General features: G+C 31.0%; 17 protein-coding genes. All 17 read left to right on the top strand.

Annotation, left to right across the window (positions count from 1 at the left end):
- Nucleotides 1-185 precede the first annotated feature (185 nt).
- A complete protein-coding gene (locus BTR25_RS04350) occupies nucleotides 186-1,427 on the top strand; it encodes a DegT/DnrJ/EryC1/StrS family aminotransferase (RefSeq protein ID WP_075686522.1) in 1,242 nt (413 codons plus the stop codon).
- Nucleotides 1,348-2,061 carry a sugar transferase gene (locus tag BTR25_RS04345; RefSeq protein WP_368482966.1) on the top strand — a complete coding sequence of 238 codons (714 nt, stop codon included), beginning with the start codon at nucleotides 1,348-1,350 and terminating at the stop codon, nucleotides 2,059-2,061. The genes BTR25_RS04350 and BTR25_RS04345 overlap by 80 nt, the downstream gene beginning before the upstream one ends.
- A gap of 15 nt (nucleotides 2,062-2,076) precedes the next feature.
- Nucleotides 2,077-2,814 carry a GNAT family N-acetyltransferase gene (locus BTR25_RS04340; RefSeq protein WP_075686518.1) on the top strand — a complete coding sequence of 246 codons (738 nt, stop codon included), beginning with the start codon at nucleotides 2,077-2,079 and terminating at the stop codon, nucleotides 2,812-2,814.
- A 42-nt stretch (nucleotides 2,815-2,856) separates the two neighbouring features.
- Nucleotides 2,857-4,056, top strand: a complete 1,200-nt coding sequence (locus BTR25_RS04335; protein ID WP_075686516.1) for a glycosyltransferase family 4 protein — start codon at nucleotides 2,857-2,859, stop codon at nucleotides 4,054-4,056.
- A 10-nt stretch (nucleotides 4,057-4,066) separates the two neighbouring features.
- Entirely contained in the window at nucleotides 4,067-5,104 is a 1,038-nt protein-coding gene (locus BTR25_RS04330; RefSeq protein WP_075687053.1) for a polysaccharide biosynthesis protein, read from the top strand.
- Between the two features lie 16 nt (nucleotides 5,105-5,120).
- Nucleotides 5,121-6,230 carry a capsular polysaccharide biosynthesis protein CapF gene (locus tag BTR25_RS04325; RefSeq protein ID WP_075686514.1) on the top strand — a complete coding sequence of 370 codons (1,110 nt, stop codon included), beginning with the start codon at nucleotides 5,121-5,123 and terminating at the stop codon, nucleotides 6,228-6,230.
- 3 nt (nucleotides 6,231-6,233) lie between these two features.
- Nucleotides 6,234-7,553, top strand: a complete 1,320-nt coding sequence (locus BTR25_RS04320; protein WP_075686512.1) for a nucleotide sugar dehydrogenase — start codon at nucleotides 6,234-6,236, stop codon at nucleotides 7,551-7,553.
- A 17-nt stretch (nucleotides 7,554-7,570) separates the two neighbouring features.
- Nucleotides 7,571-8,695, top strand: a complete 1,125-nt coding sequence (gene wecB, locus BTR25_RS04315; protein ID WP_075687051.1) for a non-hydrolyzing UDP-N-acetylglucosamine 2-epimerase — start codon at nucleotides 7,571-7,573, stop codon at nucleotides 8,693-8,695.
- Nucleotides 8,696-8,697: 2 nt separating this feature from the next.
- A complete protein-coding gene (locus tag BTR25_RS04310; RefSeq protein ID WP_075686510.1) occupies nucleotides 8,698-9,915 on the top strand; it encodes a glycosyltransferase family 4 protein in 1,218 nt (405 codons plus the stop codon).
- 4 nt (nucleotides 9,916-9,919) lie between these two features.
- Nucleotides 9,920-11,362 carry a hypothetical protein gene (locus BTR25_RS04305; protein ID WP_075686508.1) on the top strand — a complete coding sequence of 481 codons (1,443 nt, stop codon included), beginning with the start codon at nucleotides 9,920-9,922 and terminating at the stop codon, nucleotides 11,360-11,362.
- A 93-nt stretch (nucleotides 11,363-11,455) separates the two neighbouring features.
- The gene (locus BTR25_RS04300) at nucleotides 11,456-12,427 is read left to right on the top strand and encodes a glycosyltransferase family 2 protein (RefSeq protein WP_075686506.1); all 972 of its coding nucleotides are present in this window, start codon (nucleotides 11,456-11,458) and stop codon (nucleotides 12,425-12,427) included.
- A 17-nt stretch (nucleotides 12,428-12,444) separates the two neighbouring features.
- A complete protein-coding gene (locus BTR25_RS04295; protein WP_075686504.1) occupies nucleotides 12,445-13,527 on the top strand; it encodes a glycosyltransferase family 2 protein in 1,083 nt (360 codons plus the stop codon).
- Nucleotides 13,493-14,746, top strand: coding sequence for a glycosyltransferase (locus tag BTR25_RS04290; RefSeq protein ID WP_175596698.1), 1,254 nt, complete (start codon nucleotides 13,493-13,495; stop codon nucleotides 14,744-14,746). The genes BTR25_RS04295 and BTR25_RS04290 overlap by 35 nt, the downstream gene beginning before the upstream one ends.
- A 28-nt stretch (nucleotides 14,747-14,774) precedes the next feature.
- Nucleotides 14,775-15,989, top strand: coding sequence for a glycosyltransferase family 4 protein (locus BTR25_RS04285; protein WP_075686500.1), 1,215 nt, complete (start codon nucleotides 14,775-14,777; stop codon nucleotides 15,987-15,989).
- Nucleotides 15,989-17,518: a lipopolysaccharide biosynthesis protein gene (locus tag BTR25_RS04280; RefSeq protein ID WP_075686498.1), complete on the top strand. Its 1,530-nt coding sequence runs from the start codon at nucleotides 15,989-15,991 to the stop codon at nucleotides 17,516-17,518. Before BTR25_RS04285 ends, BTR25_RS04280 begins: the two co-directional genes overlap by 1 nt.
- 352 nt (nucleotides 17,519-17,870) lie before the next feature.
- Nucleotides 17,871-18,884 (top strand): UDP-glucose 4-epimerase GalE, encoded by a 1,014-nt coding sequence (galE, locus tag BTR25_RS04275; RefSeq protein ID WP_075686496.1) that lies wholly within the window; start codon nucleotides 17,871-17,873, stop codon nucleotides 18,882-18,884.
- Between the two features lie 347 nt (nucleotides 18,885-19,231).
- Nucleotides 19,232-19,405: helix-turn-helix domain-containing protein (locus tag BTR25_RS26815; protein ID WP_139311167.1), on the top strand; the 174-nt coding region annotated here is incomplete at its 3' end.

Genomic DNA, 19,405 nt, shown 5'->3' with positions numbered 1-19,405 from the left:
AAATTTACTAGAAGAGGAGCATAGCATTTGAAGGCGATTGATTTGCACGATTCTTTAAAGAAAAATTAATTGGATTTAGTTGTTTAGTAGTTAAATAGTCTAATCTCCTTGTACTGCTTAAGTACTAAGCGACTAAAGAATTATACTTAACGATCAAATAAATACTAAAGTGAGGTTATCTAGAAATGATTGATTTAAAGGTAAGAAACATACCCTTCTCTCCACCAGATATTACAGATGCTGAAATTACAGAAGTTATTAAGGCTTTGAAGTCTGGCTGGATCACAACCGGACCACGGACCAAGGAATTTGAAAGAGCTATTGCTAAATATGTCGGTGTAAATAAGGCAGTTTGTTTAAACTCGGCGACAGCTGCTATGGAACTTACTCTTCGGATATTGGGAGTAGGACCTGGGGATGAAGTAATTACCTCTGCTTATACGTATACAGCGTCTGCATCAATTATTGAGCATGTTGGAGCAAAAATTGTCTTAGTTGATACAGCCCCTGATTCTTTTGAGATGGATTATTCAAAGCTTGCAGATGCAATAACTGAAAAGACTAAGGTAATCATTCCTGTTGATATTGCAGGGAAGATGTGTGATTACGATACTATTTTTGAAATTGTGCAAAGCAAAAAAGGTTTATTTAAACCTAATAATGAACTCCAATGGATATTTAATAGAATCATTGTAATGACTGACGCTGCTCATGCGTTTGGGGCTGAAAGAAATGGAATGAAATGCGGAGAGGTTGCGGATTTTACTTGCTACTCTTTCCATGCTGTAAAGAATTTGACAACAGCTGAAGGCGGTGCTGTTGTATGGCGGAATGAAATTAGGTTAGATGATGAATGGCTCTATAAGCAATATATGTTATACAGCCTTCATGGTCAGTCTAAAGATGCATTGGCAAAAACACAAAAAGGTGCATGGGAGTATGACATTGTATATCCCGCCTATAAATGTAATATGACAGATTTGATGGCCGGTGTGGGTCTGGTACAGTTAGATAGATATGAAAGCATCATGAAAAGACGTAAAGAGATCATTAATATGTACGACGATGCACTTTTACCGATAGGAATTCAAAGCTTGCAACATTATAGTGAGGACTTCGCTTCATCAGGTCACCTTTATTTAACTAGGATACCGGGAATTAAAGAAGATGAGCGAAATGAGATCATCATTAAGATGGCGGAAGCGGGAATTTCTTGTAACGTACACTATAAACCATTACCTATGTTTACCGCTTATAAGAATTTAGGATTTGACATTAAGGACTATCCGAATGCATTTGATATGTATGTAAACGAGATAACCCTACCACTTCACACTTTACTTAGTAATGAAGATTTGGAGTATATCACTGACAACTTCAAAAAGATCATTAAAGAAGTTATTTATGATGAGTCTAGAGTGGGGTGAGAAAATGTATAAATTATTTTTTAAAAGAGTTTTCGATTTAATACTTTCGATAGTAGCCTTACCTTTTTGGATATTAATCTTGGCCCTAGTTGGCCCTTTCATATATTTCCAGGACAAGGGGAACATTTTTTATAATGCACCGAGGCTTGGAAAGAATGGAAAGGTATTTAAAATGTACAAATTTCGTTCCATGAAATTGAATGCTCCTGATTTGAGAAATGAAGATGGATCCACTTTTAATTCTGAAGATGACCCCAGATTAACTCGAATTGGAAAGTTTATTCGCAAAACAAGTCTGGATGAGACACCTCAGCTTTTAAATATCATTAAAGGTGATATGAGTATTATAGGACCAAGGCCTGATTTACCAGAACACTATAAATTATATGTTGGGAATGAGGAGCGGAAGCTTGAAATTAGACCAGGTGTTACCGGGTATAATCAAGCATACTTTCGAAACACAGTTCCTTGGAAAGAAAGAATTAAAAATGATATTTACTATATTGATCACTTAACATGGTGGATGGATATTAAAATCTTCTTTAAAACAGCAGTTTCTGTATTGAAACGAGAAGATGTTTTTGTAACGGATCAGAGAGAAAAGTCTGATAGCCATACTCCGACAGGGATTTAGGAGGCTTTGAACAGAATGAGCGATATTGATACAAGAAATGGAGTAACATTCTATAAATTAGAGTGGGATACTGAGTTTTTTGGAGTGAAATGTGCCAAAGCCATATTGCATAAGCCGTTAACATTGGATGTATGGACTGAACTAAAGTTACTCTTTAAAGAGTACCAATTTATTTCTATTGAAAATCAAAATTCAGACCCTATTAATGCTCAATTAATTGGGAAAGATACACCAGCATTTTTAGCGGATATAAATATTCAGTTTGTAAAGTATCTCGAAGAAAAAGATGAGCAGCACCTTTTCAATAATATTACTCTTCATCATTCTTTAAAGAGGAATGATAAAATCGTCGAAATGGCGGACTTTCAATTTTCAAAATTTACAGCTGATATTGAACTTGCTAATCGTGGAGGAGAGAGGGTTTATAGTCAATGGCTAATTAACTCTTTTGATAAGCCTAATAAGTATTTTGCTCTGTCGAAAGATGAGAATGAGGAGATAAATGGTTTTTTATTATACTCCTATTCAGATGATGCATGTGTTATAGAGCTCATTGCCGTATCACAAAGGGTTCCTAAGAGTGGCGTCGGTACTAGTTTATTCAATACTGTAGAGCACTCAGCCATTAAAAATGGTTCGAAAATAATTAAAGTGGGTACTCAGGTAAGAAATCTAGGAGCGGTAAACTTTTATCATAAAGTAGGTTGTAGGCAAGTTGGTTGTCATCAAATTTACCATTTATGGAATTTATAGAATTAAGACTTGTTTGCAGTAAGGAATTGAGGAGAGATTTTTTTGAGAGTACTTTACATTGCGACTTCGTTCCCAGAGCCGGATAAGGGAGCTACAATATATACTGACTTAGCAGAAGCATTAAATGAAGCTGGTCACGAAATAACAGTTGCTGTATCTGAACAAGCTAAAAATAAAGAACATACTGAAATGAAGAAAGAACGAGGTTTTGATGTACTGCGAATTGTTACTGGGAATTATTATGATGTAGGCTTTATAGAAAAAGGAATAACTACCTTGAAAATTCCTTTTCTTATGAAAAAGGGGATAGAAAAGTATCTAGGTGGTAGGAAATTTGATTTTATATTATTTGAATCACCACCAGTGACAAATGCAGGCTTGGTAGCATGGGCTAAAAAGAAATTTAATTGTCCTTCTTATCTTATGTTGAAGGATATATTTCCTCAGAATGCAGTAGACTTAGGGATAATTAAAGATAAAGGTTTTCTTCAAAAATATTTCAAATCCAAAGAAAAAAAATTATTACAAACTGCGGATATTATTGGGTGTATGTCACCTGCAAATAAGCAATATATATTGGAACATAATTTATGGATCAATCAAGAAAAAGTCGAGATTTTTCCAAATACAAAGAAGTTAACAAATAACATATTTCCAGATGGATTTCCGATGAGAGAACGGTTAGGGATTCCTGAAGATGCATGTGTTTTTCTCTTTGGTGGAAATATGGGGAGACCACAGTATATTGATATTTTAACTGAATTAATTATTGATTGTAAAAACGAGAAAAATATGTACTTCCTCTTTATAGGAAGAGGTACTGATCGATATAAGTTAGAACAAACCATAAAAGAAAATAATATTAACAATGCTCTTGTCATTGAAAACTTACCAAGAAATGAGTATGAACAAATAACAAAAGAATGTGATGTTGGACTAATAGTACTTGATCCACGTTTCTCTATACCAAACTTCCCATCTCGTATCTTGTCATACATGGAGTACTCTAAGCCTGTATTAGCAGCTACAGATAAGATAACTGATCTTAAAGAGTTGATTGAAGAAGCGGATTGTGGTGAGTGGGCTTGGTCAGGTGATTTACAAAGCTTTATTAATAAAGCTAAAGGATTGGCCAAATCAAAAAGACTTTCTATTATGGGTGAGAACGGCCGTAAGTATATAGAAGAAAAATTTAATGTCAATTACTCTGTTGAAATACTTGAGAAACATTTCGAAAAGTGAGGTTGAGGATATGTTTAAAGATAAAACATTATTAATAACCGGTGGAACAGGTTCATTTGGAAATGCGGTAATGAAAAGGTTCTTAGATACCGATCTAAAAGAAGTTCGAATCTTTTCCCGTGACGAGAAGAAACAGGATGATATGAGAAAACAATATAAAAACGATAAATTGAAGTTTTATCTAGGAGATGTTAGAGATCTTGCTAGTGTAAAAAATGCGATGCATGGGGTAGATTATGTTTTTCATGCTGCAGCGTTAAAACAAGTTCCTTCATGTGAATTCTTTCCTCTTGAAGCGGTAAAAACCAATATTTTGGGTACGGATAATGTGTTAACAGCATCTATCGATTATGGAGTAGAGAAAGTAATTTGCCTTTCAACAGATAAAGCAGCTTATCCAATTAATGCAATGGGGATTTCAAAGGCGATGATGGAGAAGGTATTGGTTGCTAAATCAAAAACTGTTTCTCCTGACAAAACTCTAATCTGTGGTACCAGATATGGAAATGTTATGGCTTCACGAGGGTCGGTTATACCATTATTTATTGATCAAATCAAAAGTGGAAAACCACTAACGGTGACAGATCCCTTTATGACACGATTCTTAATGAGTCTTGAAGAGGCAGTAGAACTTGTTGTGTTTGCTTTTCAAAATGCTGAAGCAGGCGATATTATGGTTCAAAAATCTCCAGCTAGTACTGTTGGTGATCTTGCTCAAGCAGTTAAAGAGCTATTTAATGCTGATAATGAGATTAAAGTAATAGGTACCCGTCATGGGGAAAAATTATTTGAAACTCTTCTTACAAGAGAAGAATATGTGGTAGCAGAAGATATGGGTGGCTTTTATAGAGTTCCGGCTGATAATAGAGACCTTAATTATGATAAATACTTCGCAGAAGGCGATCAGAAGCTAACAACAGTAGAAGAATATAACTCTCATAATACAGAGATATTAGATGTTGAGCAGATAAAGGAAAAATTATTAGAGTTAGAGTATGTTCAAAATGAACTTAAAGAATGGAATAAAAATATTCACGTATTGAACTAGAGGATGGAGTAAATTTATGAATATTCTTGTTACCGGAGCAAATGGTTTTGTCGGAAAAAATCTTGTTGCTGAGCTGAAAAATAAAGGGTTTAACAACATTATTGAGTTTACTAGAGAAAGTGACCGTTCACTATTAGATAAATATACGAAAGAATGTGACTTTGTCTTTCATTTAGCAGGAGTAAACAGGCCAAAGGATGACAAAGAATTTATGGAAGGTAATTTTGGTCTTACGAATGAATTACTAGTGTCTCTAAAGAGACACGGTAATAAATCCCCTGTACTTATCACTTCATCTATTCAGGCCGAAAAGGATAATCTTTATGGTGAGAGTAAGAAGGCTGGAGAGGACTTAGTGTTTGCTCACGGTAAAGAAACTGGGGCCAAAGCTTTAGTATATAGATTGCCTAACCTTTTTGGAAAATGGAGCAAACCTAACTACAATACAGTAGTCGCTACTTATTGCCATAATATTTCTAGAGACCTAGATATTAAGGTTAGTAACCCAGAGGCCATTCTTACTCTAAGCTATATAGATGATGTATTAGAGGAATTTCTAAGAGCTTTAGATGGAAATCCAACTATTCAAGATAATTATTGCCTTGTACCTGTGACCCATACAATCACTCTTGGTGCATTAGCAAATTTAATAAGAGGATTCGAAGAGAGCAGAGCGAACATAAGTATTCCAAATATGGAAGATGTTTTAACTAAGAAACTCTATAGTACGTATCTTAGCTTCCTACCAGAAGATCAGTTTTCATATGATCTTAAAATGAATTGTGATGCAAGAGGCTCTTTTACGGAATTTATTAGAACACCAGAAAGAGGCCAAGTTTCAGTAAATGTATCAAAGCCAGGGATTACAAAAGGTAACCATTGGCATCATACAAAAAATGAAAAATTTTTGGTAGTAAGTGGAGAAGGTCTCATTCGTTTTAGAAAAATAGATTCAGATGAGATCATCGAATACCATGTTAGTGGAGATAAATTGCAAGTGGTAGATATACCTACAGGTTACACTCACTCAATCGTGAATGTTGGAGAAACTGATTTAGTAACTGTAATGTGGGTAAATGAATGCTTTAATAAAGAAATCCCTGATACGTATTATTTGGAGGTATAAGATATGAAAATATATGAAAATTTAATATCAAAAAAAAGTAAGATATCAGTAATAGGATTAGGATATGTAGGTATGCCACTAGCTGTAGCCTTTTCCAAAAAAGTGGATGTTATTGGATATGATATTAACTCTTCTAAAATTGAACTCTATAGGAGTGGTATAGATCCAACAAACGAAGTAGGTAACGGGGCTATTAAAAATTGCAAGGTAGATTTTACTAGTGATGAATCAAGACTTAATGAGGCTAGTTTTCATATTGTTGCTGTTCCTACTCCTATAAATGCTGATAAAACACCTGATTTGACACCAGTTATTGGAGCAAGTGAAATAATAGGAAGGAATCTTCAAAAAGGCTCTTATGTTGTTTATGAATCAACCGTATACCCAGGTGTAACAGAGGATATATGTATCCCAATTTTAGAAAGAGAGTCAGGTTTAAAATGTGGATTAGATTTTAAAATAGGATATTCTCCTGAGAGAATTAATCCAGGAGACAAAATAAATACACTAGAGAATATTAAGAAGATAGTCTCAGGAATTGACCTAGAGTCTCTGGATAATATAGCAAAGGTATATGAAATTGTGATAATAGCAGGGGTTTTTAAGGCACAATCTATAAAAGTTGCAGAAGCTGCAAAAGTAGTAGAGAATTCTCAGAGAGATATAAACATAGCATTTATGAATGAGCTAGCAATGGTATTTGATAAAATGGATATAGATACTAAGGACGTAATAAATGCCATGAATACAAAGTGGAATGCTCTTAAGTTTTATCCAGGTTTAGTAGGCGGCCATTGTATAGGAGTAGACCCTTATTATTTTATATATGAAGCTGAGAAATTAGGTTATCACTCTCAAATTATTCTTTCAGGAAGAAAAATAAATGATGGAATGGGAAAGTTTGTAGCTGATGCTACAATAAAAAAATTAATAAAAGCAAATAAAAAAGTTAGAGGTTCTAAAATAGCGATATTTGGTATTACCTTTAAAGAAAATTGCCCTGATATAAGAAATTCTAAAGTAATTGATATAATCGAAGAGTTAAAGCAATACGAAATTGATATATCAATCATTGACCCTATTGCTGAAAAAAATGATGCATTTTATGAATTTGGCTATGAACTTCAAAATATTGAGAGTGTCAATAATATCGACGGCGTAATTATTGCAGTTTCCCATGATGAGTTTAAGCATTTAACTTTTGAAAAAATAAATAGTTTGTACAATGATAATTCAAACGAGAGCAAAGTGTTAATAGATGTTAAAGGAATACTAGATAAAAAAGTATTCATAGATGAAGGATATGAATATTGGAGATTGTAAAAATCGGGGGATTAAATATGAATAAATTAAAAGTAATGACTATAATTGGGACACGTCCAGAAATAATAAGGTTATCTTCTGTAATAAAAGCTTGTGATAGATACTTTGATCATGTGTTAGTCCATACTGGACAGAATTGGGATTACACTTTAAACCAAGTGTTTTTTGAAGAATTAGGCATTCGGTCACCTGATTACTATCTTGAAAGTGTTGGGGATTCATTAGGTGAGACAATGGGGAATATAATAGCTAAATCATATAGCGTATTAAATAAAGAAAAACCAGATGCTTTATTAATACTTGGGGATACAAATTCTGCCTTATCCGCAATTAGTGCAAAAAGACTAAAAGTTCCAATTTTTCATATGGAAGCTGGTAATCGGTGTTTTGATCAGAACGTACCTGAAGAAATTAATAGGAAAATAGTGGATCATATTAGTGATATCAATTTAACTTATACTGAACATTCAAGGCGAAATCTTTTATCAGAAGGGGTTAAAAAAGAACATATTTTTGTGACTGGTTCTCCTATGAGTGAAGTTATAGAGGGTAATTTAGAAAAAATTATAAGTAGTGATATATTAGAAAAGCTAAATTTAGAAAAAGGAAAGTATTTCCTTGTTTCAGCCCATAGAGAAGAAAATATAGACAATGAACAGAATTTTCTTTCTCTAATGGGGGCAATAAATAATATAGCTGAAAAATATCAAATGCCAATTATATACTCAACCCACCCAAGAAGTATGAAATATATCGAAAAAAGGAACTTTAAATTTCATCCACTTGTAAAAAATTTAAAGCCATTTGGATTCATTGATTATAATAAACTTCAAATGAATTCATATTGTGTACTATCTGATAGTGGAACACTTTCAGAAGAGAGTGCAATTTTAGGTTTTACTGGAGTATTACTAAGAACTTCAACTGAAAGGCCGGAAGTACTTGATAAGGGGACGGTCATTATTGGTGGAATTAATGGAAAGGAATTAGAACAGGCAACAGAATTAGCTGCACTAATGAGAGTTAACGAGGAGCAAACAGTTCTAGCACCAGATTATAAAGATACAAATGTTTCAGCTAAAGTAGTTAAAATAATTCAAAGTTATTCTAAAATAATAGATAAGTTTGTATGGGGTAAATAATAGTGAGAGTATTACAAATAAATACTGTGTGCGGTATTGGTAGTACTGGAAGAATAGCTTCAGATATCAATAAAGTACTAAAAGAATCTGGTCATGAAAGTTATATAGCATATGGCAGAGGTGAACCAATGAACTGTGATACTGCTATACCTATTGGAAATAAAGTTGACAATTATCTACATGCTATTAACACACGTATCTTTGATAAATCAGGGTTTGGATCAACTAAGGCTACAAAGGACTTTATAAATGTCATAATGGATATAGATCCAGATATTATCCATTTGCATAATTTACACGGATATTATATCGATATTGACATATTATTTGATTATTTAAGGAATGCAAATAAACCAATTATATGGACATTACATGACTGTTGGGCATTTACTGGACATTGCGTGCACTTTGATTATATAGGTTGTGATAAATGGAAGACAGCGTGTTTTTCTTGCCCGCAAAAAAGAAGATATCCTGAAAGTGTCTTATATGATAATTCAAAAAGTAATTTCAATAAAAAGAAAGAGCTTTTTACCAAAATTAAAAACTTGACCATAGTTACACCCTCAAAATGGCTTGCTAACATTGTAAATCACTCCTTTTTAGGTGATTACCCTGTAGAGGTTATAAATAATGGGATTGATCTAACTGTTTTTAAGCCTTCCGAAAATCAGTTTAGGCAAATTCATAATTTAGAGGATAAATTTATAGTATTAGGGGTTGCCAGTACTTGGGACGAAAGAAAGGGGCTGAAATATTTTATAGAACTATCAAACCAACTAGGAGAGAACTTCAAGGTAGTTGTGGTTGGTTTAACTAATAAACAAAAAAAGAATCTACCTAATAATATTTTAGGTATAACAAGGACTAACAATACTGAAGAATTGGCTCAGATCTACACAACTGCAGATGTCTTTGTTAACCCAACATTAGAGGATAATTTCCCTACAACTAACTTAGAGGCAATGGCATGTGGATTACCAGTTATTACATTTGATACAGGGGGAAGTCCAGAAACCATTGACAATGATACGGGATTTGTAATAGAAAAAGAAAATACTAAACAATTAATAAATAAAATAATTTACCTAAATAATAATGGAAATAATAAATATAAAACAGCAGGTATGGAGAAGGCGGCCTCATATTTTGATAAAAAGAATATGTATAAGAGCTACCTAAAGTTGTATACCTTATCTTTACAAAAAAAGGTTGAATGATAACTTGACGATAAAAAATAATAATATAGTAATTACCGACAATAATCTAATATTAAGAACCTTTTTATTTTTTATAGGTTTGGTAGAATTTATATTTATAGCTCTTAGACCTGTTCCAAGAGAAGGATTAGATTTATTATTTTTATTACCTCTTACATTTGCTGCTTGTGTGCTGATTTTTGGGAAGATTATAATATTTCATAAAGGTGGAATTGGATTAAAGGTTTTCTATACCATCATAATAATTAGATATCTAATCTCTCCATTTTTTATAAGTATTACTGAAGGTTATAGAAATATACACATGGTGGATGTTACCGCCGCATCAAACTATTTGGCAACATTAATTATCTGTGTAGAACTAATTATTGCATGCATAGTAATAAACTTTTTTTGGGAAAGATATGTAAATAAAGCTAAACTACAGGTTAATGTTCGAGGTAATAATTTTAAATGGTTATCCCTTGGAGGTATATTACTTTGTACATTTCTAATATTAATAATAGCATTAAGAAGTAATCGTTTTATACCGACTATGGGTATATTCTTTTTAAAAGAGCCAACAATTGACTTAGGTTCATACGAGGCTTTAGTAGTGAAATGTCTTACTGCCTTTTTCTTTGTGAATTCACTTATTTGGGCAAGGAAAAACATTTCTAAAAGCCTATATCCATTAGTAGTTGTTTACTTTTTTGCCTTTTTAAATATTGGTATTTATTTTGGGTCAAACAGGTCTTTTGTAGTTCAAACCATTTTGGCAACGGTATTAATATATCTATATGTTTTTCCAAAACAAAAAAAAGCGATATTAGTCTTCTTGGCTCCAATGTCAATTTACATTATTTTAGATATGTATTTTAAAAAACAATTTGGAGTTGATATAGCTAACACTAATGGATTCGATATTTCTCTCAAAGAAATTTCAAATATTATTGAGAACTATACAAATGGTATTTGGCCAATGGCTTCAATCCTTGATGCAAGTTATTCTATGAGATCGAGTATTTCTGTTTTAACTCCTATAAAGGACTTTGTAGAATCCTTTTATCCATTTCGAATTCCAGGGTTAATATGGATAAGGGACTTGTTTAATCCCATAAATTCAACTACAGATATATACTTAAGTTACCTTTATCCATGGTCGCCAGGGGCCATGATTACACTCTCAGGACAAATGTGGATATATGGTGGACCAGTTTTTGGTTGGCTTTTTGCGATTCTTGGGAATGTAATGATGGTTTTTTTGTTAGTTAGAATGGAAACAATGAGTCAAATAGTAGAGGATGTTAAATATAAATACATGTATGTATTTATGTCAGTCGTTATGGGTTTAATAATGTGCTACTGTTTAATTACAATAGTTTGGTCTTGGAGTAAGTTTGTTTTATTTTATTTTCTGATATTAAAAATGAATGATTATATTGTTGGGAAGAAGAAGGATATTTAATAATATATTCCATTTTAAAACCTAATTAAAATGGAATTGTTAAATATTCCTTCCAATCTATTAATCATAGTTCAAATGAGAAAGGGCTATATTATGAAAAAAGTAAGTATTATTGTTCCAGTATACCAAGTTGAAAGGTACTTACGAAAATGTTTGGATAGTATCGTAAACCAAACTTATCGTGATCTGGAAATAATATTAGTTGATGATGGATCAAATGACGATAGTGGAAGTATTTGTGATGAGTATTCAATTAGGGACTCCCGTATTAAAGTTATTCATCAACAAAATATTGGACTTTCAGGAGCTAGAAATAAGGGAATAGAGATTGCAACTGGTGCCTATATTTCCTTTATTGACAGTGATGATTATGTTGAGCCTAGTTTCATCGAAGAATTGTATAAATCACTAGTAAATAATAAAGCACAAATTAGTGTATGCAATATATCGCAAGAAAATGAAGATATGTCTAGAGACAAATTATTAATAAAAAACATAAATACTTCTTCAGTTTTCAATAATTTTGAAGGTATGAAAAATCTACTTCAGTTAAATAGTGGATTTATGGGTTATGTCTGGAATAAGTTATATGATATTACACTTTTTAAGGATATAAGATTTCCCGTCTCTAAAATATATGAGGATACATTTACAGTGTATAAATTATTCTCTAAGTCTGACCAGATAGTTTATACTAATGCCACTTTATATCACTATGTTAATAGAGAAGGCAGTATAACCTCATCTAAGAATATTGAAAAAAAAGTAGATTTTATATTAGCGAATAAACAAAGATATGAATTTATTAAAAATGAGTATAAAGGATTAGATAGTTTAGCCTTTACGACATATTGTATATCTGTAATATCAATTTTAAATGAATATATTAAGTATGGCAAATCAACTGAAGATATTGAGAAACATTTAAAAAATGTACAGGGGTTAATGTTTGAAAAGAAATATAAAGATATTCCTGTTTTGTATAGAGCTATTCTTTTTTTAACAAAAACAAATTTCTCTTTGTATAAAAGAATTATAAACCAGTACTATTTAATTAGAAAATAGAGAGATGTGATTGAATTATGCCTAAGGTAAGTGTAATAATACCTGCTTACAATGTTGAACAATATATAGAAAAATGCATTAATAGCGTAACAAGTCAAACATATAAGGATATAGAGATTATTTTAGTATTAGACGGACCTACAGATAATACAGAGAAAATAATAAAAAATATTTGTTATAAAGATAAAAGGATTAAGGTGATATCTCAACAAAATATGGGATCTGGTCCTGCAAGAAATAATGGTATAGAAAATGCTAGTGGCACTTATATTATTTTTGTAGATGGTGATGACTGGATAGACAGCGATATGATTGAGAAGATGGTGTTATCCGCTGAGATAAATGGGGTTGACCTTGTAATAACTGGAAGTACCAATTTTGTTTTTAAAGATGGTAATTATAAAAAAATAGGGCATAACAGAGTTTCTAGTAGATTAATTAACGGTAGGAATGAATGTAAAGAAATATATCTTGATCTATATACCAGAGGTATAGTACACGGACCTGTTTGTAAACTATATAAGAGAAATATAATAGATAAAAATAAAGTAAAATTCCCCGACTTACGTAGATCTCAGGATATTATTTTCAATAATAACTACTTCAGTTATGTACAAAGTTTATTTATAGATGACAATTGTTATTATAATATTAGAACAATGCCTTATGAGAATTTAAAATTTAAATTACCAAGAGATTATTACAGAATTTGTATATTATTGGATCAAGACTTGAATGTAAAATTAAACAACTGGGGAGTGGAAATTTCAAAAGTAAAAGAGCAGACGATTGCTAATTTTTTTATTACTAGAATTGGTTATTGTTTTGAATCAATTGCCTTAAATGAAAGTTTAAAAGAGTCATTAACATTAATAAAAAGTATAATAATAGAAAAAAGAGTGCAGGAAGCTGCAAAGATATCTACAAATATCAATATATACCAATTAATTTTAAATAAATTAATAGAAACAAAATTCACTTATGGTATTTTAGGATTAGTAAAATTAAAGTTATTTATTAGAAGAAATTTACCCAGCTTGTTTGGGAAAGTAAGGGATGGTATCTTTGGAAAAGAAAAAACTGCTAGTTTTAATCAATGATTCATTCCCATTCAAACCGGGTGAAACATTTTTAGAAACTGAAATAAAATATTATAACAAGTTTGATAAAGTATTAATATATCCATTTCCGTCTGGCCCTGATAATGAAACTAGTTTTACTTTTGATGCGAATGTTGAGATTATCAAAAATAAAAAGGAAAATCATATATTTAAAAAACTTTTTAATGGTATGGCTGCATTATTGAATAGAGAAGTAATTCGTGAAATTGTATATCTGAATAAAATTAACAAATTAAATCTTACAACAATAAAGGTTTTAATTTCTTTTATTTCCAATGGGAATTTTTATTTTAAAGAATTATTAAGTAATATCTCGAATATTCCTAATAAAAATGAGTATGACATATATATTTATTCCTATTGGATGCATATTCCTTCATATATTGCAATTCTTTTAAAGAAAAATTTAATGAATTCCAATAAATGTTTTGTAATTACAAGGAACCATCGATTCGATTTATATGAAGATTTACATGTGTATGAATATATACCAATGAGACAATACATCATTAATAACATGGAAAAAATTTATTGTATATCCGATGATGCCCTCAGTTATTTAATAAGTAAGTACCCTGAACATTTAGACAAATTTGAAGTAAGCCGATTAGGTACAAGAGATTTTGGTTTGTCCAAGGATTTCAAACGTAGCCATATTTTTCGGATTGTGTCTTGTTCATGGGTAAGACCTGTAAAGCGGGTTTCTAAAATTTTGGATGCTCTTATTGAGTTGAATATACCAATTGAATGGACACATATTGGTGACGGGGAATTGTTAGAGGAAATAAAACAGCGTGCAAAAAAAATAGAAAAAAGTAACATTAAATGTATATTTAAAGGTGCATTAGAAAATAAGGATATATTAAATAAGTATAAAGACAATCAGTATGATGTGTTTATTAATGTAAGTGAGTCAGAAGGTGTTCCAGTATCAATTATGGAAGCAATATCTTTTGGTATCCCGGTTATTGGAACTGATGTAGGAGGTACTAAGGAAATTGTAATTGATGGTCTAAATGGGTATTTACTTCCCAAGAATTTCTCTACTTCTGAATTGGCAAGGAAAATAGAATTCTTATTTAATATGGATACACAGTCATATATTAAAATGCGTAATAATTCTAGGGAACTTTGGGAAGAAAAGTATAATGCTGATATGAGTTACAGTAAATTTATAGATAAATTAATATCCAATTAATGAAGTAAGTAGTTCTTGAGGTGATATTTTGAAAGTAGCTATTATAACTGTAGGGCAATTACCGGTACCTGTAACAAAGGGTGGAGCTGTTGAAACTCTAATACAACATATAATAGATAAAAATGAATCTGCCAAGCAAATTCATTTAACTGTATTTAGTATTTATGAAAATAATGCATATAATAAATCATTAAAATTTAATAATACTAAATTTGAATTTATTCATGTTAATGTTATAAAAAAGCGTTATTATGAGATTTATGCACGAATAATGAATAAAGTGTTTAATGCAACTAAATGTTTAAGAGGGGCATATCTTTCACAAATAATAAAAAAAATACAAAATGAAAATTATGATTCGATAGTGATTGAAAATGATCCTACCTTTGCTTATGAGTTATCAAAAGTAGTAAAAAATACAAAGATATATGTTCATCTTCATAATGATTTTATTAATGAGAAAACTAAAAATATAGAAAAGCTTTCAAAGAAGATTGATTATATAATTACTGTAAGCGATTATATTAAAAATCGTGTGTTAGAATCAAAGTATTTTGATGAAAGTAATGTTATAGTGCTAAAAAACTGTGTAGATGTTGATAGATTTAATAAAGAATTATACTTAGATATTAGGGATATTATCCGTGAAAGGTATAAGATATCTCATAATGATATTGTTATTATGTACAGTGGAAGGTTATCCCCCGAAAAAGGAATTGAACCTTTAATAAAGGCTTTTTTACAATTTAAAAATAACTCAAATATAAAGCTCTTACTAGTTGGAAGTGCTTGGTTTAGTGATAATAATGATACAGAGTTTGTAAAAAGAATTAGGGAAATATCAGAGAAAAACAAGGGGAATATTATATTTACAGGGTTTATAAATCCAAATGAATTACCTGAAATATATTCAATAGCGGATATTAATGTTGTTCCATCTTTATGGGAGGAGCCAGCTGGATTGGTATTATTGGAAGCAATGGCTACATCCTCTCCGTTAATTACAACAAATGTCGGAGGTATACCGGAATATGTAAATGGTGATTGCTCTATATTAATTGATCGGGATGAAAATATAGTAGAGAGCTTAAGAATGGCTATAGAAAAGTTGGTTTTAGATAAAGGGTTACGGCAAAACATGGGAAGAGAAGGAAGAAAAAATGTTGCTCAGTACAGTATAGAAATGTACTATAATAATTTTTTGAGAATAATTAAAAAAGTAGAAAGTAAGATATCTAAATAATGAGAACAAAAAATTCATTGATAAACACAGTATATGCAATATTCGGTCAAGCTTTAACTATTTTATTTAGTTTTGTCAATAGAACCGTGTTTATCTATGTTCTAGGTGCAGAATATTTGGGTATAAATGGTTTATTTACCGATTTGTTATACATGCTGTCTCTAGCAGAATTAGGTGTAAGTACTGCTATAACTTTTGCATTATATAAACCATTACTAGAAAATGATATAAAAAAAATAAGTTCAATTATGAATTTATTTTCAAGATTATATAAAACAATTGGGTGTATTGTTGCTATTATTGGTTTATGTCTTACACCTTTTTTAGAATTATTGATAAAAGGTAATACTAATATTTCTAATCTTGAGACAATTTACTTACTATTCTTGACAAATTCTGCTATATCTTATTTTTTTACATTTAAGAGAACTCTAATAATAGCAGATCAGAAACAATATATAAATACAAAAAATATATATACGTTCCAACTTATCCAATATTCATTACAGGCTGTATTCTTGTTGTTAACTAAAAATTACTTTCTTTTTTTAATTATACAAATTGTTTGTACCGTTTTATCAAATATAGTGATTTCTATAAAGGTAGATAGACTTTATCCCTATTTAAAAGAAAATAAAAAAGAAAGAATAGATAAGAGTAGTAAGCAAGACATATATAAAAATGTCGGTGCAATGTTTTTCCATAAAATAGGCTCAGTTATTGTAAGTGGTACTGATAATCTTCTTTTAGCATCTTTTGTTGGAATAACATCTGTAGGAGTATATTCAAATTATAAATTGATTATAAGTATTTTAACATCTTTTATAAATCAAATCTTTAATTCTGTTACGGCGAGTGTAGGTAACCTTAGTGCAAGTGAGTCGGATAAACAACATTCCTATTTTGTATATTCAACCTTAAATTTAATTAGTTTTTGGATATTTGGTATTTGTGTATGTGTATTGTTTTCATTACTGAATCCTTTTATTAACTTTTGGATTGGTGAAAGTTATTTATTAGACTTAAGAACAGTTTTTTTAATAATAATTTTGTTTTACATCACAGGTATGAGACAGACCAATATTGTATATATAAATGCTATGGGGTTATTTTGGCCATTAAGATACAAATCTTTAATCGAAGCACTTTTAAATTTACTGTCCTCACTGTTCTTTTTGAAATATATAGGAATGCCAGGTATATTCTTAGGGACAATTTTTAGTACAATGTTAACAAATTTTTGGTGGGAACCATATGTGGTCCACAAAGTTGGATTTAAAGTTTCTATAATGGAATATCTAAAAAACTATTTAAAATATGCATTATTAGTATCATTTACATGCCTATTAACTTTTTACATTAATTCCTTTATACTAGTTTATGGAATATTTGGAATAATTATTAAAACACTTATAAGTTTTTGTATACCAAATATTGTATATTTGATCATATTTTTCAAAACTAAAGAATTTAAATACTTATTTAATATTTTAAACTCAGTATTTTTAAAGAAATTTAGAAATGAATGAACGTCACGTTAAAACTATTTAGGTTTCTTTTATTATATTCATGATTTTTGGTAGCTTCACCAAGAATCTGGTGAAAGGAATCATCTTTATAGATACTAATTTGTAAGAAACGTAATATTATGATAAATAACTATAAAGAGTCAGTTTGTTTCTATTTTTCCCAGAAAAGGAGCTAAAGTTAATCTTCAGTATAAATTAGCAGGCAGAAAAATCAGCAAAATTTTGCCGATAATTTAGCTCATTTTTAGGTACCAATATGAAAGTACCATTTGAAGAAGCAGACTTACCTTCCCCATATTTTTATAAGAATTAGAAGAACTACAAATATTTAAGTTTAGGGAGATACTTGTAAATGGCTATATTAGTAACTGGCGGGTCAGGGTATATTGGTAGTCATACTTGTGTGGAACTACTAAATGCTGGATATGAACTAATTGTGCTCGATAATTTCTCAAACAGTAATCGTGAGTCATTAATGAGAGTAACAGAGTTAACAGGTAAAGATATTAAGTTTTGCGAGGTTGATCTACTAGACCGAAATGCTGTTGAGGAAGTGTTTTTCGACTATAGTATTGATGCTGTTATTCATTTTGCAGGGTTAAAAGCAGTTGGAGAGTCGGTATCTATACCACTTCACTATTATCATAATAATATAACTGGGACACTTATTCTTTGTAATGTTATGAATAAGTTTGGGGTAAAGAACTTGGTGTTTAGCTCATCCGCCACCGTATATGGTATCCCAGATGAAGTACCTATTTCAGAAGATTTCCCACTTTCAGCAACAAATCCTTACGGACGTACTAAGCTATTTATTGAAGAGATATTAAGAGATTTATATGTTTCAGATAATAGTTGGAGTATCTCTTTATTACGCTACTTTAACCCAATTGGAGCACATGAAAGCGGCATGATTGGCGAGGATCCAAACGGCATTCCTAACAACTTAATGCCATTTATTACACAAGTTGCTGTAGGTAAATTAGAAGAACTACAAGTGTTTGGTAATGACTATCCTACAGTAGATGGAACAGGTGTAAGGGATTATATCCATGTAGTAGACCTTGCTAATGGGCATTTAAAAGCGCTTGAGAAAGTAATGTCATCTAATGGTGTAGAAGCCTATAACCTAGGGACAGGAACCGGTTATAGTGTACTAGAAATCGTTTCAGCTTTCGAGAAAGCATCAGGAATGAAGGTACCTTATAAGATTGTAGATAGAAGACCTGGTGATGTAGGAGTTTGTTATGCGGATCCGACAAAAGCACGAAACAAATTAGGTTGGACTGCTTTAAGAGGAATTGAAGAGATGTGTCGGGATTCTTGGAGATGGCAGGAGAAGAATCCGGGTGGGTATAATAGCTAGGGTATTATTGTTTAGTATAGTTGTTTGAGCAAAGAACAGGTTGTGAAATCTGTTCTTTTGTGCTTACAAATTCCATCTATTCGGGCTCTTAATTTATTTTAAGACCTTTCTATTTTTGAAACAATTTGTCCTCTTTTCCGTATGAATATTAATACTTATACGGAGGCCACAAAATGAATATGATAACTTATATAATCCCTTTACTCATAACAGTTGCTGGGGTGTGTAACTGCTAAACTAAAATCAACAGTTTCTGCTCGATAGGAATGAACACTTTTTTACCAAAATAATCATCAGCTAAGCTATTATGATTTTATAACATTATATTTAGCTGGAGGATTTGAAAGGTGGAAAAATTACTATTGTATGTTGAGATTCATCAACTCAAAAATCAGGGATTTAAAATTGCAGCCATTGCGAAAAAATTAGATATTTCTAGAAACACTGTGTATAAGTATTTGAATATGAACTTTGATGAAGCAACTGAATGGGTACAAACAACCAGTAATAGATCAAAGAAA

It is taken from the genome of Bacillus sp. MRMR6, assembly GCF_001940785.1.
In the GTDB taxonomy this organism is placed as follows: domain Bacteria; phylum Bacillota; class Bacilli; order Bacillales; family Cytobacillaceae; genus Neobacillus.
Note: the sequence above shows the minus strand (reverse complement) of the source record. Positions and strands in the feature narration are given on the sequence as shown.